Annotated in this window: 14 protein-coding genes; 4 read left to right on the top strand and 10 right to left on the bottom strand. The window is 58.5% G+C overall.

Annotated elements, in window-relative coordinates:
* The first annotated feature begins 142 nt into the window (after positions 1-142).
* Complete coding sequence (locus OGM67_14440; GenBank protein ID UYJ34730.1) at positions 143-451, top strand: YerC/YecD family TrpR-related protein; 309 nt, start codon at positions 143-145, stop codon at positions 449-451.
* Between the two features lie 14 nt (positions 452-465).
* Positions 466-1,515 (top strand): galactose mutarotase, encoded by a 1,050-nt coding sequence (locus OGM67_14435; GenBank protein UYJ34729.1) that lies wholly within the window; start codon positions 466-468, stop codon positions 1,513-1,515.
* 256 nt (positions 1,516-1,771) lie between these two features.
* Here the strand turns inward: OGM67_14435 and OGM67_14430 are convergent, their stop codons facing one another.
* The 7 genes from OGM67_14430 to OGM67_14400 all read right to left on the bottom strand — a co-directional run bounded on the left by OGM67_14430 (position 1,772) and on the right by OGM67_14400 (position 10,975).
* Entirely contained in the window at positions 1,772-2,578 is an 807-nt protein-coding gene (locus OGM67_14430; protein ID UYJ34728.1) for an ATP-binding cassette domain-containing protein, read from the bottom strand.
* Positions 2,571-3,488 (bottom strand): ABC transporter permease, encoded by a 918-nt coding sequence (locus OGM67_14425; GenBank protein ID UYJ34727.1) that lies wholly within the window; start codon positions 3,486-3,488, stop codon positions 2,571-2,573. The genes OGM67_14430 and OGM67_14425 overlap by 8 nt, the downstream gene beginning before the upstream one ends.
* A gap of 146 nt (positions 3,489-3,634) precedes the next feature.
* The gene (locus tag OGM67_14420; GenBank protein ID UYJ34726.1) at positions 3,635-4,669 is read right to left on the bottom strand and encodes an ABC transporter substrate-binding protein; all 1,035 of its coding nucleotides are present in this window, start codon (positions 4,667-4,669) and stop codon (positions 3,635-3,637) included.
* A gap of 733 nt (positions 4,670-5,402) precedes the next feature.
* Positions 5,403-7,721 carry an LCP family protein gene (locus OGM67_14415; protein ID UYJ34725.1) on the bottom strand — a complete coding sequence of 773 codons (2,319 nt, stop codon included), beginning with the start codon at positions 7,719-7,721 and terminating at the stop codon, positions 5,403-5,405.
* Positions 7,722-7,749: 28 nt separating this feature from the next.
* The gene (locus OGM67_14410) at positions 7,750-9,063 is read right to left on the bottom strand and encodes a hypothetical protein (GenBank protein UYJ34724.1); all 1,314 of its coding nucleotides are present in this window, start codon (positions 9,061-9,063) and stop codon (positions 7,750-7,752) included.
* Between the two features lie 116 nt (positions 9,064-9,179).
* Positions 9,180-10,325: an FtsW/RodA/SpoVE family cell cycle protein gene (locus tag OGM67_14405; protein UYJ34723.1), complete on the bottom strand. Its 1,146-nt coding sequence runs from the start codon at positions 10,323-10,325 to the stop codon at positions 9,180-9,182.
* A 44-nt stretch (positions 10,326-10,369) separates the two neighbouring features.
* Positions 10,370-10,975: a helix-turn-helix domain-containing protein gene (locus OGM67_14400; GenBank protein UYJ34722.1), complete on the bottom strand. Its 606-nt coding sequence runs from the start codon at positions 10,973-10,975 to the stop codon at positions 10,370-10,372.
* Positions 10,976-11,221: 246 nt separating this feature from the next.
* On the opposite strand from OGM67_14400, the gene OGM67_14395 reads away from it, so the two are divergent.
* Positions 11,222-11,455: a DUF6514 family protein gene (locus OGM67_14395; protein UYJ34721.1), complete on the top strand. Its 234-nt coding sequence runs from the start codon at positions 11,222-11,224 to the stop codon at positions 11,453-11,455.
* A gap of 159 nt (positions 11,456-11,614) precedes the next feature.
* On the opposite strand, the gene OGM67_14390 is transcribed toward OGM67_14395, so the two are convergent.
* Together OGM67_14390 and OGM67_14385 are read right to left on the bottom strand one after the other, a co-directional pair.
* The gene (locus tag OGM67_14390; protein UYJ34720.1) at positions 11,615-12,235 is read right to left on the bottom strand and encodes a recombinase family protein; all 621 of its coding nucleotides are present in this window, start codon (positions 12,233-12,235) and stop codon (positions 11,615-11,617) included.
* A gap of 78 nt (positions 12,236-12,313) precedes the next feature.
* Positions 12,314-12,589: a hypothetical protein gene (locus tag OGM67_14385; GenBank protein ID UYJ34719.1), complete on the bottom strand. Its 276-nt coding sequence runs from the start codon at positions 12,587-12,589 to the stop codon at positions 12,314-12,316.
* Positions 12,590-12,674: 85 nt separating this feature from the next.
* Between OGM67_14385 and OGM67_14380 the strand changes: the two genes are divergently transcribed.
* Complete coding sequence (locus OGM67_14380) at positions 12,675-13,121, top strand: MarR family transcriptional regulator (protein ID UYJ34718.1); 447 nt, start codon at positions 12,675-12,677, stop codon at positions 13,119-13,121.
* Positions 13,122-13,437: 316 nt separating this feature from the next.
* On the opposite strand, the gene OGM67_14375 is transcribed toward OGM67_14380, so the two are convergent.
* Positions 13,438-13,719: a hypothetical protein gene (locus OGM67_14375; GenBank protein ID UYJ34717.1), complete on the bottom strand. Its 282-nt coding sequence runs from the start codon at positions 13,717-13,719 to the stop codon at positions 13,438-13,440.
* Between the last annotated feature and the right edge of the window lie 485 nt (positions 13,720-14,204).

Below are 14,204 nucleotides of genomic sequence, written 5' to 3'. Positions count from 1 at the left end.
GCAAGCGGTTTTGGCATTACTTTCGCACTTTAGAGTATTGACTTGCTTGGTCAAATTTGCTAGAATGTAGGGAGATACCAACTGCAAACAAATGCAAATTTTACAAAGAAAGAGGTCGGCGCACGACCTGCGCCTGAACGCTATGCAGCAAAATGAACGTAATACCGCCCTGTATGAGGCGATCCTGCGACTGAACACGCTTGAGGAATGCATCCGCTTTTTTGACGACCTGTGTGCCGTGACAGAGCTGCGCACGATGGAGCAGCGCTATGCCGTGGCCGGGTGCCTTTTGCAGGGCAAGGTCTACAGCGAGATCCGCCGGGAGACGGGTGCCTCCAGCGCCACCGTCAGCCGTGTAAACCGTATGCTGAACTACGGCACCGGCAGCGTGGCCGAGAGTGTGCGCGAGGATCTGGTCGCGCAGGGCATCCCCGCCGATGCTGAAAAATAAAGGAGGCTTCTGTCATGTCCGTTTCTATCCGGGATTTCGGCAAGTCCACCACCGGCCAGACTGTCAAGCTGGCGGTGTTGAAGAATGAGTTTATTGAGGTACAGCTGCTCAGCTACGCCGCTGTCATCCACCGCATCCTTGTGCCGGACCGCAAGGGCAACCCTGTGGATGTCGTGCTGGGCTACCCCACCGCCGCCGACTATGAGCTGAACACCGACAGCATGGGCGCAGCCGTGGGCCGGTTTGCCAACCGCATTGCGGGCGCGCAGTTCCCGCTGTATGAGGAGATCGTCCATGTGACACCCAACCAGAACGGAAACTGCCTGCACAGCGGCCTGCACGGCTTCAACCACACGCTGTTTGATGTTGCGCTGACCCCCGGCGAGACCGACAGCGTGACGATGACGGCGTTCAGCCCTGCCGGGACGGACGGTTTCCCCGGCAATCTGGAGCTGAAGATCCGCTACAGCCTTGCCAAGAGCGGGCTGGTCATCCGCTACACCGCCACGACCGATGCGCCGACTGTCTGCAACATGACGAACCACAGCTATTTCAACCTGAACGGTCACACCAGCGGCAGTGCGCTGGGCCACCGCGTAACAGTGGACGCCGATGCCTACCTTGAGGCCGATGCGCAGAGCATCCCGACCGGCCGCAAGCTGCCGGTCAAGGGCACGCCGATGGACTTTACCGAGGAAAAGACCCTTGGGCTGGACATCGGTGCCGATTTCAAGCCGCTGACCGACTGCAGCGGCTACGACCAGTGCTATGTCATCCGTGACAGCGGCCTGCGCCACGCCGCCTGGGCAGTCGGCCCCGAAACCGGCATCCGCATGGAGGTCCTGACCACCCTGCCCGGTATGCACCTGTACACAGCCAACTTCCTGAAGCCCGTGACCGAGGGCAAGGACGGCGCCCATTACGCCGCGCGGGATGCAGTCTGCTTTGAGACTGAGGATTTTCCCGATGCACCGAACCACCCGAACTTCCCCGATACCACGCTGCTGCCCGACCAGCCCTACAGCTCCACCACGATCTATCGCTTTGATTTGGCAGAGATGTGAAAGCGGGCGAACGATGTTCGCCCCTACAGCACTCCTTTTTCACTCGCCTTGTAGGGAGGGGTCTTGACCCCTCCGCGGGCGGATATGGAATCGCCCCTACAGACCGGCAAGCAGCGTCGTAGGGGCCGCACATGTGCGGCCCGCGGCCTTCCCGCAGACGCTCACTCGCCTTATACTGCCGGGCCGGGCATGCCCGGCCCCTACCGCGTAACCGTAAAAAATCGCCCGCACGATTTTTCATCGTGCGGGCGGTTTTTTATACCTCTTTGCTTAGCAAAATTCTGTCATTGTCCAGCGCATGGCCGACATTCTCGGCAAAGCGGTTGAGCAGGCCGTCCACCGTTGTGTGGGCGCGCTCCTCGCCGCCGATGTCCAGCACGATACGGCCGTGGTCCATCATCAGCGTGCGGTTGCCAAGGGTGAGTGCATCGTGCATGTTGTGGGTGATCATCAGACAGGTCAGGTGGTTTTCGGCCACGATCTTCTTTGTCAGCTCCAGCACCTTATCCGCCGTGGCGGGGTCGAGGGCGGCGGTATGCTCGTCCAGCAGCAGCAGCTTGGGGGTGACGAGGGTCGCCATCAGCAGGGTCAGCGCCTGACGCTGCCCGCCGGAGAGCAGCCCCACCGGCTGCTTCATCCGATCCTCCAGCCCAAGGCCAAGCTCGGAGAGCCTTTCGGCAAAGAGCGCGCGGTCCTTGCGGGAGATGCGCGAGAAGGACGAGGTATGCCCGGACGCCCGCAGAAAGGCCAGCGCGAGGTTTTCCTCGATCGTCATGTGGGGAGCCGTGCCGCGCAGCGGATCCTGAAACATCCGCCCGATAGCCTTGGAGCGCTTGAAATCCGGCAGGAAGGTGATATCCTTGCCGTCCAGCGTGATCGTGCCGGTATCGGCGATGAACTCACCGGCGATGGCGTTGAAAAGCGTGGATTTGCCCGCGCCGTTGGAGCCGACGATCGTGGCGAAATCTCCCTGCGCCAAATGGAGATCCACCCCCTGCAGCGCCACCTTCTCATTGACGGTGCCGGGATTGAAGGTCTTACCGATATTTTTCAGCTCAAGCATGGCGGGCGGCCTCCTTTCCGGCATGGGCGCGGCGGCGGCGGAAGGCTGCCTTGGCGCGCAGCGCCGGTGCCGCGATGGCCAGCGCCACGATGATGGCAGAGATCAGCTTCAGACATTCAGAGGGGACATTGGCACGCAGTGCCAGCGCGATAATAAAGCGGTAGATCACGCTGCCCGCCACGGCGGCCACAGCCTTGACCCACATGCCGCCGCGGCCGAAGAGCGTCTCGCCGATGATGAGGGACGCCAGACCGATAACGACCATGCCGGTGCCAAGGTTGATGTCGGCAGAGCGCTGGTACTGCGCCAGCACCGCACCGGACAGCGCCGTCATGGCGTTGGCGATGCAAAGCCCCACTGTGACAGTGAAGGCCGTGTTGATCGAGGAGGCGCGCACCATGTCGGGGTTATCACCGGTGGCGCGGATGGACAGGCCCAGCCGGGTGCCCAGAAACGCGATGAGCAGGGCGCAGACGGCCACCGTGATAACCACTGCGACCAGAAGCTTGGCGGGGGCACCCTCGCCAAGTGCGCCCTGCGCCGCCGTAAAGATGGTCACGGTCTTGAGCATCGGCACATTGGAGGAAAAGCCCATAACCGCAAGGTTTACCGTGTACAGCCCCGTGTTGGTGATGATGCCCGCCAGAATGGAGGGCACTGCCAGCCTCGTCTGCAGAAACGCCGTGACAAAGCCTGCGGCGGCACCGGCCAGCATGGCCAGCGGCAGCCCCAAAAACGGGTGGCCGGCCACAGCGGCGGTGGCCGAGACGGCACAGCCCAGTGTGAAAGCGCCGTCGGTCGTCATATCGGCGATGTTCAGCACGCGGAAGCTCAGGAACAGCGCCATCGCAACCAGCGCGTAGATGAAGCCAAGCTCCAGTGCATTCAGCACGGTGGCAACGGTAAACATAGGGTAACTTCCTCTCTAAAAGTAATGGTACAGTCTATCATACAACAATGTAGGGGCGGATTCCATATCCGCCCGCGGGACGCTGCGGCTGCGCAGGCATCCCGGGCGCATATAGAATGCGCCCCTACGGTCTCTTCCCGGAGGGTTTATTCCGCCGTGGTGACCTCAACGACCTTACCGGCCAGCTTGTTGAAGGCGCTGTAGTCAATGCCCAGCGCGGCGGCGGTCTCGGTGTTGACGGTGATGATGCCGCCGTCCATGACGTGGTACTCAGGCACAGTGCCGGTCTCCAGAACCTCCAGCGCCATATCGGCGGTATAGGTGCCCAGCTCGGTATAGTTTACGCCGCAGGTGGCGAAGGCACCTGCCGTGACAAAGCTGTCCGCGCCGGCGTAGAACGGGATGCCGCCCTTGGTCAGCGTCTCGGAAACAGCAGCGGCTGCTGCCATGACCACATTGTCGGTCGGGGTAAAGACGGCATCGACCTGACCGACCAGACTGGAGGCGGCGGTCATGATCTCATCGTTGGTATTGCCGGTCTTTTCAACATAGGAGATGCCTTTGGCATCGAGGTAGGCCTTGGCCTCGGCGATGGGGGTTGCGGAGTTTGCCTCGGAGTTGGAGTAGAGCAGGCCGACCGTCTGGATGTCGGGCTGCACGGCAAACATCATATCCATGATGGACTGGGTGTTCAGCGCATCGGAGGTGCCGGTCACATAGTCAATGTCGGTCAGGTCGGCGGCAGCGGGGTCGGAGATCGCCGCATAGATGACCGGGGTCTTGGTGGACTCGCAGGCGGTGGTCATGCACTGGGCTGCCAGCGTAGCGATGGGGATGACCGCATCATACCCATCAGAGACGACCTGCGTGCCGATCTGGTTCAGCGTTGTGGCGTCATTCTGGCCGTTGAAGTCCTTGTACTCGATTGCAATACCCTTCTCGGCAGCCTTGGCGTCCAGCTCTTTCTCAATAGCCACGCGGATCTCATCGAGGCTGGCGTGGTCGAGCTGCTGCACAATGGCAACCTTGTAGCTCTTGGCAGCGGTATCGGCTGTGCTTTCTGCGGCGGAGGCAGTTGCCTCGGCAGCGGCGGAAGAAGCGGTGGTATCGGCGGTGGAGCCGCAGGCGGCCAGCGTGGTCATCATAGCGGCGGCGGACAGAACAGCAACAAACTTTTTCATGATAAATTCTCCTTTATTTGTAAAACAGGTAATGTTGTGGTTGTAGAGGCGGACATTGACCGCCCCTGCGCAAATAGGTCTGCGGACTCATTTTACAAATTCAGGCTTGCCATCGTTCTTTCATCAGGCTCATTTTCATGCTTCCCTCTCCCCTCATGCTTGAAAACAAAACTGCCCCTGCACAGAATCTCTCCTGTGCAAGGGCAGATAAAACAAATCTGTGGTGCCACCTTGCTTGCCGCTGCTATGTATCGCGGCCACTCTGTAGGGAACCAACATTCCCCTGCTCTGTAACGGGAGCTGCCCGTCAACGGATACTGCGGATCACTCCGTTTCCCCGTGCCCTCCGCGAACCATTGTGCAGACCCGCTCTGTGCCCCGTTCCCAGCCCCGGGGGCTCTCTGTGACTGCGCCGTCTGTTTTACTTTCGCTTCATTGGTTTAAAGCATTTATACCACACCTGCGGGCGTTTGTCAACACCCAATTTCATTTTTTAGGCAATACCTCATAATTCTAAGTGCCGATACGGCGAGCGAGGTGCGGCAGATGCTAAGCCAAAAGCGCAGATAATACTTTGTGTATTATCGAGCATTTTGGCAACGCAGATGCCGTGCCGCACACCGAGCCGCAGCGAGGCGCTTCGGAGCGCAACCGCCGCTTGCGGCGGCTCTTGGCGCGGAGATCCGCCGGAGCGGTGCTTAAGCCGTTAGGCGGGAATTGTGCGGTGTTGCCTTTACTCTGCATCCGCAGTTTCCGGCGAAGCCATGTTGTTTTTATCCAGTACAAACAGCTTTTGCACCTGCTCGCCCACGGGGGCATCGGCATCCTTCAGCAGGCAGCGCTTGCGCAGGTAGGGACTGTCCTCCCCGTCGAGCGCCAGCAGCATGTCCTTGCCGCGCAGCGCATCACTGCCCAGATACTCGGTCAGGCTGTCGGCATCCCAAGCCGTCTCGGTCTCATCGGGGGTAAAGCTGCCGGCGTTGCTCCATGTACCGTAGACAGCCGCGATGGAGCAGACCTTATCCGGCTCCTCATCCTCCTCACGCGGCTGGTCATCCAGCTCTGCCTGCAGTGCGGCGGCCATGCTGCCCTCCTGCTGCATTGCGCTGGATTCATCGGTAAAGAGCAGGATGCCGTCCTCCGGATAGCTGCGCAGCAGCTGCTTGGCATCGTAGAGCGGCAGCTCCTCCGGGCTGCTGATGTTCAGCGTGCCCTGCAGAGCGTAATACAGGCGGGTCGCCTTGGCGTACTCTCCTCCAAGGAACCGCTCCATCTGGCGGGGATATTTTGCCATTGCGGCCTTGAACCAGTAGACGGCATCGGCTGGCGTGCCGCTGCGCATCGCCTGCACGGCCTGTGTGATCTCCTCCTCAGGGGCCTTGCTGCTGTTATCAGCCAGCACCGAGAGCGCCCGCGCTACCGTTGTGCGGCGGACATCGGCCCCAAGCCCTACGGCATGGAGGGCACCGGGGTGGCTGGTGCGGACCTGCTGCCACAGGGTGCGGGCGCTGTCGCGCTCCGCCGCAGGCAGCGCCGTCAGGTAGCCGTTCAGGCTTGCGGCATTGCCGGTCTGCAGGTAGTCGTCCAGCAGCATACCGGCGGCTGCGCCATCGGGCACACCCAGCACCCGGACCCCGGTGCTGTACAGCCGGTCGATCAGCGCGGCGCGCAGCTCGCTGCCGCGCAGGTTGTCGGTATCGGCCAGATAGACGCGGTAGTCATCCGGCCCAAAGTCCGAGGCATCAAGCGGGTAGGTCATATCCACACGATGGAGGTAGCGGTTGTTGTATACCTCAACGGGGTCGTCCGCGCCGGCGGTCTCGCGGGTGGCGATGACCAGCTCACCCGCGGCCTCTGCGGCGGCGGTCTCCGGCGTGGCGGCAATGACCTCCTCGGCGGTCTTGTCGTTGTAGAGGAAATCCTGCAGCGCCTTGATGTTCACCACCCAGTCCGGGTCATACATCAGGCGGTTATCCATGCCGGTGCGCACACCGTAGGTGCCCTGCAGCGGCAGCGACATCTGCTGCACATCACAGCCCAGAAAGCCCGGCAGCTGCACCAGCAGTGCAGCGATCTCGGTCTTGGTAAAGTTCGTCTGGATCAGCGGCAGCAGCGTGTTGAGCAGGTTGTCCAGCTCCACGACGCTGGCGTTTTTGACCTGATCCAGCACGGCCTTAATGACAGTGCGCTGGCGCTCGACACGCTTCCAGTCGTTGTCGATCTTGCGCAGGCGGGCGTACTGCAGCGCCGTGTAGCCGTCAAAGTGGTTCAGGCCGGGGTCCACATGGTTGACGATCAGCATCGAGTTGGAGGGCACCTCCCAGTTCAGGGCCTTGGCCTCCATCTCGGTGATGTCGATATCGACACCGCCCACGGCGTTGACGATCTGGACAAAGGAGTTGAAGTTGACCCGGACAAAGTGATCCACCTCAATGTTGTAGCATTCCTCCACCGTTTTCATCGTCAGCTTGGGGCCGCCGTAGCGGAAGGTGTGGGTGATCCAGTCGTACTGATCCTCATAGCCGTCCAGCAGGATCGGCACGCCGGTGCCGCGCTCGATCGACACAAGGCGGATGACATGATCCTTGATGTCCATCGACACGAGGATCATACTGTCGGCACGGGCATCATCGCTGAACTCAGTCGTATCCTCCGTGCCGTCGAGCTGGTTCAGGTGGGTAAAGGCATCGGCGTCATTGACGGCCTCGGTGCGCTCGTCCGTGCCGATGAGCAGGATATTCAGCACATCCTCGTCGGCAAAAGGGCTGCCCTCGGGCACGGCCATATCGGCCTCGGTGTGGGTCAGGCCGGTGCCGTCCAGATCCTGATCCTCCTCGGCACCGATCTCGCCCATCTCGCTGACGCTGCCGTCATTGTAGCGCAGCAGGTCAAGCTTGCCGTTGACATACAGGAACGCCGCCACCGCCAGCAGCACCGCGATGCCCAGCGCGACCACGGCCGCGCGGCCGCCCTTGGGCAGCCGGCGCCAGCGGCTCTGCTTTGGCCGGGCATCCCCGGCCTGTGTATCGCTTTTCGTTTTCAATTCGTTCATTTTTACTTTCCCCTATCCTCTGCGGATGTTACCTTTTTATGCGCCGCCCCACGGCGCGGATGTCGCAGCTGTAATACAAAAATGCCATGCCGGAAAACAGCGTCAGCCCCAGCGCGCGCCATGTGAACCAGCCGTGCTGGATGCTGTGGGTGCGCAGCACGATGAACCACGCGGGAGTCATCAGGGTGCAGAGCAGCAGCGGCAGCGCACGGATAAGCGGCTGCCTGCCGCGGATGCTCAGCACAAACAGCGCGGCCAGCAGCACAAGGGCGGCGGCAAGCGGCCAGAGCAGTCGCCGCTCGTTCAACGCATTGTATACAAATGCAAAAATATTACTCCATGTTAATTCCATGCCGTGCCATGTATCGGCGGCGGTGCGCACCCCTACCTGATGCAGCGCATCGGCAATGACATTCTGTCCGGTGACAAGCCCCGCCAGCACCCACTTGGACGCCCAGCAGAGCAGATACCCCACGCCCCAACAAAGGCTGCCGCCCACCACAACGCCGCACTGCGGCAGACCGGCGCGCAGGCGTTGCTGCGGCTCCAACAGCCAGCAGACCAGCGGCAGCCCCAGCGTAAGGATCGGCGTGACCAGCAGATCACAGAAGGCCGTTGCCGCCCCCAGCACCAGCAGCGCAAGGCAGAGGGCATCGCTGCGGCGGGGCTTTGCCAGCACCCAGACACAGCCCGCGTAGCCAAGAGCAAAGCAGGTAAAATACTGCACCTGATGCGGCACCCAGAACACCGTGACCAAAAGCTGGCTGACGGCAAACCAGAGGCAGGCCCGCAGCCCGCAGCGGCGGCGCAGCAGCCACAGCACGGCGGCCAGCAGCGCCAGCAGCACGGCATACTGCACGATGCGCACGCCGGTGATCGTTGTGACCAGCAGCAGCGGTCGCAGCAAGATCAGATAGCCGTGCCAGTACCGCGCGTAGGAGAAGGGCACCAGCGCGGGCGCATCGGTGCGCTGCGCGCCTGTGCTCCAGTCCTTTTCTATGTACCATTGCAGGTCCTCGGCCAGTGTTTCAAAGTTATCGACATTGTAGGCCGTGTTCGTCATCATGGCCGTCAGCGGCGGGGCCTCATCGGCGGAGGCCGCCTCAAACAGCATGACGGTGTCGGTGTAGTTGTCCATCTGGAACAGCTTAAAGCCGAAGTATTCCGGGTACAGCCCTTCCTCGGCGATCGTCTGCGCGGAAGTATACACATGGTCGCGCACCGGCCCGCCGGGCAGGGCATACGCCGCCAGCAGCAGCGCAAACAGCACCGCCAATGTGATTGCAAAGGCCCCCAGTGCCCGCAGGGCAAAGGGCGGCTTCTGGTTTTGCGGGTTCGCCATACGGCACCTCTTTCACACAAAAATGCAGTATAATTATAAAACAAAACTCCCGCGGTTTCAACCGTGGGAGTGTGAAATGTTTATGGTGGGAAAAACTGGAAATCCATCCGGCAGCCTTACACCATGTCGGTCTGCCGCGACACCGAAAGGACGATGCCCATCTCGCCGAGCAGCATGAGCAGGCTTGTGCCGCCGGACGAGAAAAACGGCAGACTGATGCCTGTGTTGGGGATCGTGTTCGTCACGACCGCGATGTTGAGGATTGCCTGCAGGATCACCTGCACCACAAATCCCACTGTCAGCAGCGCGCCGAATTTATCCCGCGCCCGCACGGCGATGGACATGCCGCGCAGAAGCAGCAGCAAAAACAGCGCCACGACCAGCGCCGCGCCGATAAAGCCCAACTCCTCGCACAGGATCGAGAAGATAAAGTCATTCTGCGGCTCCGGCACATACAGGTATTTCTGGCGGCTGTTGCCCAGCCCCAGCCCGGCCAGCCCGCCGGACGCGATGGCATACAGGCTCTGGATGGTTTGGTGCCCCTCCCCCAGCGGGTCGGCAAATGGGTTCCGCCACGATGCCAGCCGGTCGGTGGCATAGGGCACCAGCTGCGGCAGCAGCACCACCGCTGCCGCGATGGCCGCCGCCCCCAAGCCCCCCGCCAGCGCAAACCAGCGCAGCCCCGTACCGCCCACAAACATAAGCACCGCCCCGATCGCGAGGATGAGCAGCGTGCCGGAGAGGTGCGGCTCAAGCAGCATCAGCACCGTGACAACGCCCAGAATCAGCGCAAACGGCAGCACACCGGTGGAAAACGACCGCATTCGATCATGATTCAGCGATATAATATGGGAAAACACCAGCACCACCGCAAATTTTGCGATCTCGCTGGGCTGCAGCGTGCCCAGCCCGGGCAGCACGATCCACCGCTTGCAGCCGTTGTACTCCGGCATAAAGAGAACGACCGTCAGCAGCGCCAGCGCCAGGGCCAGCACCGGCCAGGCCAGCCGGTGCCAGATATGGTAGTCCACCAGACTGGCCGCGTACATGGCCGCCACCCCCAGCGCCGCAAACAGCAGCTGCGGGCGGATGTAGGTGTAGGCATCGCCGCGGCGGTAGAGCGCGACTGCATACCCGGCTGAAAACAGCATGATAAGCCCATAGCTGAGCAGCAGCAGCAAAAGGATGAGAAACGGTACATCAAAGGTGGGCAGCGCGCCGAATTTATCCCGCGCCCGCACCCTGCGCACAAGTTCAGACATACAAAAAAGCCCCCTGCGCAGATTGTACGCAGAGGGGGCGGTTTTTATTCCGCTGCTTTCAGGCCGGACAGCGCGTAGCCGTTGTCTCCGTTTTGCACGCTCTGGGAGCTGGCCTCGTAGCAGGCCCGCAGCACATCCATGTTGGGCTGCGGGGCGTCCGGGTCGGTGATGGCGCCGGTGGCCAGGGCCTCATTGTAGTTGTCGATGATCTGGCCGCAGATGCGTTTGCGGTCGCGCAGCGGTGTCATCAGGTTTGCCATCCACTGCTGGTACATACCGTCACAGCTGCTGCCGTGGTTGGCAAACAGGAAGTAATATTCCTGCTCGACCTCAAGCGGCGAGGCCTGATGCTCGTAGTAGTCTGCCAGTGCGCTGCGCTTCTTGTCGGTGGAAAAGCCGCGAATGTCATCGAGGCCCCGGGGGAACAGCTCCGGGTTGCGGATCCACTTGGAGTAAGCCTCCACCGGGATCTTCAGCGCATCGAAAATATCCAGAAAATCCTCGAGCGTGATCTTCATTTCGCCCTTTTCCCATTTCTGGATCGTGCGCCTGTCCCGACCGAGGCGTTCCGCCAAGGCACGCTGCGAAACCCCTGCGTCCTGACGCGCTGCAGCGATTGCCTCTGCCACGCGTATTCGATGTTCGACCATACTTTCCAACTCCCCTTCTTTTGAACGCAAATCGCCGCCGGGGAGCCCTGTGGCAGGCGGCGCATAATGTACCGCCAAACTTCCCGGTCACTGGCTGTGTACTTTGTACACCGGGATGTGGTATAGTGAAAAAAGCCGATATTCCATCATCTTCCGGTGATGTAACCATTTTACATTCTTTTCCATTTATTGTCAATCTTTTCCTGTACATATCGTATAACAATTCAAAAAAAGCAGGTGAAAATCGTGTACATCTACCGCGCTGTCCGCCAAGAGTTGTCCACCCCCGAAACAGGCCCCTATACCACCTTTGGCATCCTTGCCCTGCGTCTTGAGGCCGGCCAGAGGCAGAAGGTCTGCCTTATCGCGGATGTGTCAACTTCCCGCAGCTTTGCCGCCGACCTGGCTGACCGCTGTACCGCAGGCCAGCTTGACCCGCGCCAGCTGAACGATGTAATCGAGGATGCACTGGCTTTTTAGGAGCATGGCAAAAGTTTCGGGGACAAATGCGCCCAAAAATTTCCCGCTGCCTTTTCATCCGGGAAGGGGCCTCTCCGGGTGAACATATCCCCCCTGCCCAATACCTGCCGTTGCACCCGAAGTCTCGACGGCAGTGCCTATTCCTGATCAATTTTTGTGTCATAGCTTCTGCGCAAGGCTTTGTAGGCTCGTTCTACTACAAGGCCTTCTTGTTTTGCGCTCTCCAGCTCGGCCACATCCTTCAAGATGCTGCCTATCGTAAACATAGCCAAACAACGCATTGTGTGCTGACGGTTCACCTCGTTCTCTTTTTACCTGCTGCCCCGCTCTGGATCGTTCGCTGATTTTCCGACTCTCTTCCTGTGCCAAGCAAGCCAGGATCGATAGACGAAGTTCTCCGTCACTTTCCATCGTCCAGATATCTTCCATGACGAAATACACTTCGACGCCGCACTGCCGCAGCTCTCGCACCGTTTCCACCGTATCTACGGTATTGCGGGCAAACCGCGAGACCTCCCGCGTCACGATCAGATCAAACTTGCCCTCTTTGGCATCGTACAGCATCTTCATGAAAGCCCGGCGCACTTCCTTCACGGTTCCGGTCACGCCATCGTCCGCATACTGATTCACAACTAACCAGTTCGGGTACTGCGCTGCCAGCTTATGATACCATTCCATCTGACTTTTAAGCGCTGCCGTCTGTGCTTCCAGCTCCGTGGAAACGCGCCCGTAGAAGGCCACCTTGCGCGGACGCCTGAGTGTTTCATCCGAATAACTCACTGATTATCCCTCCTTGCGCTTTCAGTATACCGCATTGTTTAACGGCTCACTTCGTCGTGGTTGACTTTGAGCTGCTGCTCATGGGTCAGACCGCAATCGTCCTTCTGTGAAAAGACCAGTGTCTGCAAGATGCATGCTGCCTTTACGCGCTTCATTGATTTCACCTTCCTCAGCCTCCGCCCGGTCAGAACGGATGCTCTTTTTCAGAGAGATGATCAGTGAACAAACAGCCTGTGCGCGCCAGTCTGCCGCCAACGCCCACCGCACCGGATGCACTCTCATGATACCTTTGTATGGCTTTATTTTATCAAATTTGAAACTCGATTTCAAACGATTTTTTGAGATTTTTCCCAACTTTTTCTTTAGGACCCTTGTAAAGTGAAAATCGTGGTGCTATAATCCAATCACAAGTTTCCTAATGATTTTTCGAGGTGATCTCATGGACAACGAACTGAATTTGCGCCTGCTGGGGATGATGCACCAGATCTCTCACCTCATGCAGACACAGGAAAAGTTCCGTGGGCAGGGGCGGCTGTTGGTTCTTTTGAACCGATATGGCGCATTGACCCAGCGGGAATTGATCGAGCTGACCGGACGCCGCTCCGCAACCCTCAGTGAGCAGCTGGACGGCATGGAGAAGTCCGGGCTGATTTCCCGCTGCAAAAACGAGCAGGACAAGCGGAATGTGGATGTGGAGCTGACCGAGCTGGGCAAAAAGGCCGCGATAGAGGCGATGCAAAACCGGCAGGCTTATGCGGATGAGCTGTTCGCTGCGATGCCGCAGCGGAAAAAGCAGCAGCTCGCGGGACTTTTGGACAGCCTGCTGCATACATGGGACATTCCCATCAACGAGGAAGAATACCAATTTTACGATTCGGAGGAATAAGAACATGGATGCTGTCAATGCAATTTTCACCCGCCGCAGCACACGGGAATTTACAGATTCGCCTGTTGAAAGCGAAAAGCTACATCAGATACTGGACGCCGCTAAATAGTATCTTGCTAAACTTAGTGGCAAACACCATTGGACTGGTAATCCCTAAATGGTTCAATACACTGTATGGAAAAGAACTATTCGAGGGCAAACCATCAAATTGGTTTTACGGAAGTTTTGCGTTGACACTAACAGCATTACTTATATGCCAATACACGGATTCAACTACAATTCGTTTTATCGCTAATCTCATCACGGGTGGAAACGCTTATATCACGGCGTTGTGTTTTAACATGATTCTCAAACAGAACGAGGAGATAGCCCTCACAAATTCCCATAATGAAGAAGAGGACAACAAGCATAACAATTCTCCCAAAGTTGTAATCAGATTGATGGAGCACTGTTCCGCTTTCTGTCCGGCACAGCCAACCAGACGCTTGAGGGTCACACTGTGCAACACGAGGTTGTCATAGTGAATCTGACGGTTGGAACCATCACGCGGGGTGAAATCGCCAGTTTTGCGCTCAACGCCAATAACCTGATACAACATTTTCTTGCTCTCTTTCCGCTGGGCTTGTTTTCTTCATTGCCAGCACTCTTATTTTTGTACTTTTCGGTCAGGTTCAAGGCCTTCCGGCCTTTTTCACGATTATAAAACTCTAGGTCCGAGCTTTTCTGAATGAGTTTTTCTTGTAAGAGCACAAGATTCATGGTATCATAGGAATAATAGGAATTTTGTATATGTCCTCATAAATGATTTTACATTACTGCACAACTCTCGCCTTTTGGGCACAAGTACCGCTACAGCATGCCCCCCTATTACAGTAGAATTTAATAATGCATTGACTTTCATTCTGGTAGTCAGTACACTTCATTTTCTGTGTCGGCGCTTGAGATTATACCAAGCACCTCGCGCAACGAGATTGAAGTCTGAAATCCAAGTTTTAAAGCAAATGTTATTAAATCGCGCAGATGGTGTAAAAGTTATGTATATATTAAACCTAAACGCAATTTTATTTTTTGCGCTTTTGGCGA

This window comes from Oscillospiraceae bacterium, assembly GCA_025757985.1.
In the GTDB taxonomy this organism is placed as follows: Bacteria; Bacillota; Clostridia; order Oscillospirales; family Ruminococcaceae; genus Gemmiger.
This window is presented reverse-complemented; position numbering and strand designations above follow the sequence as displayed.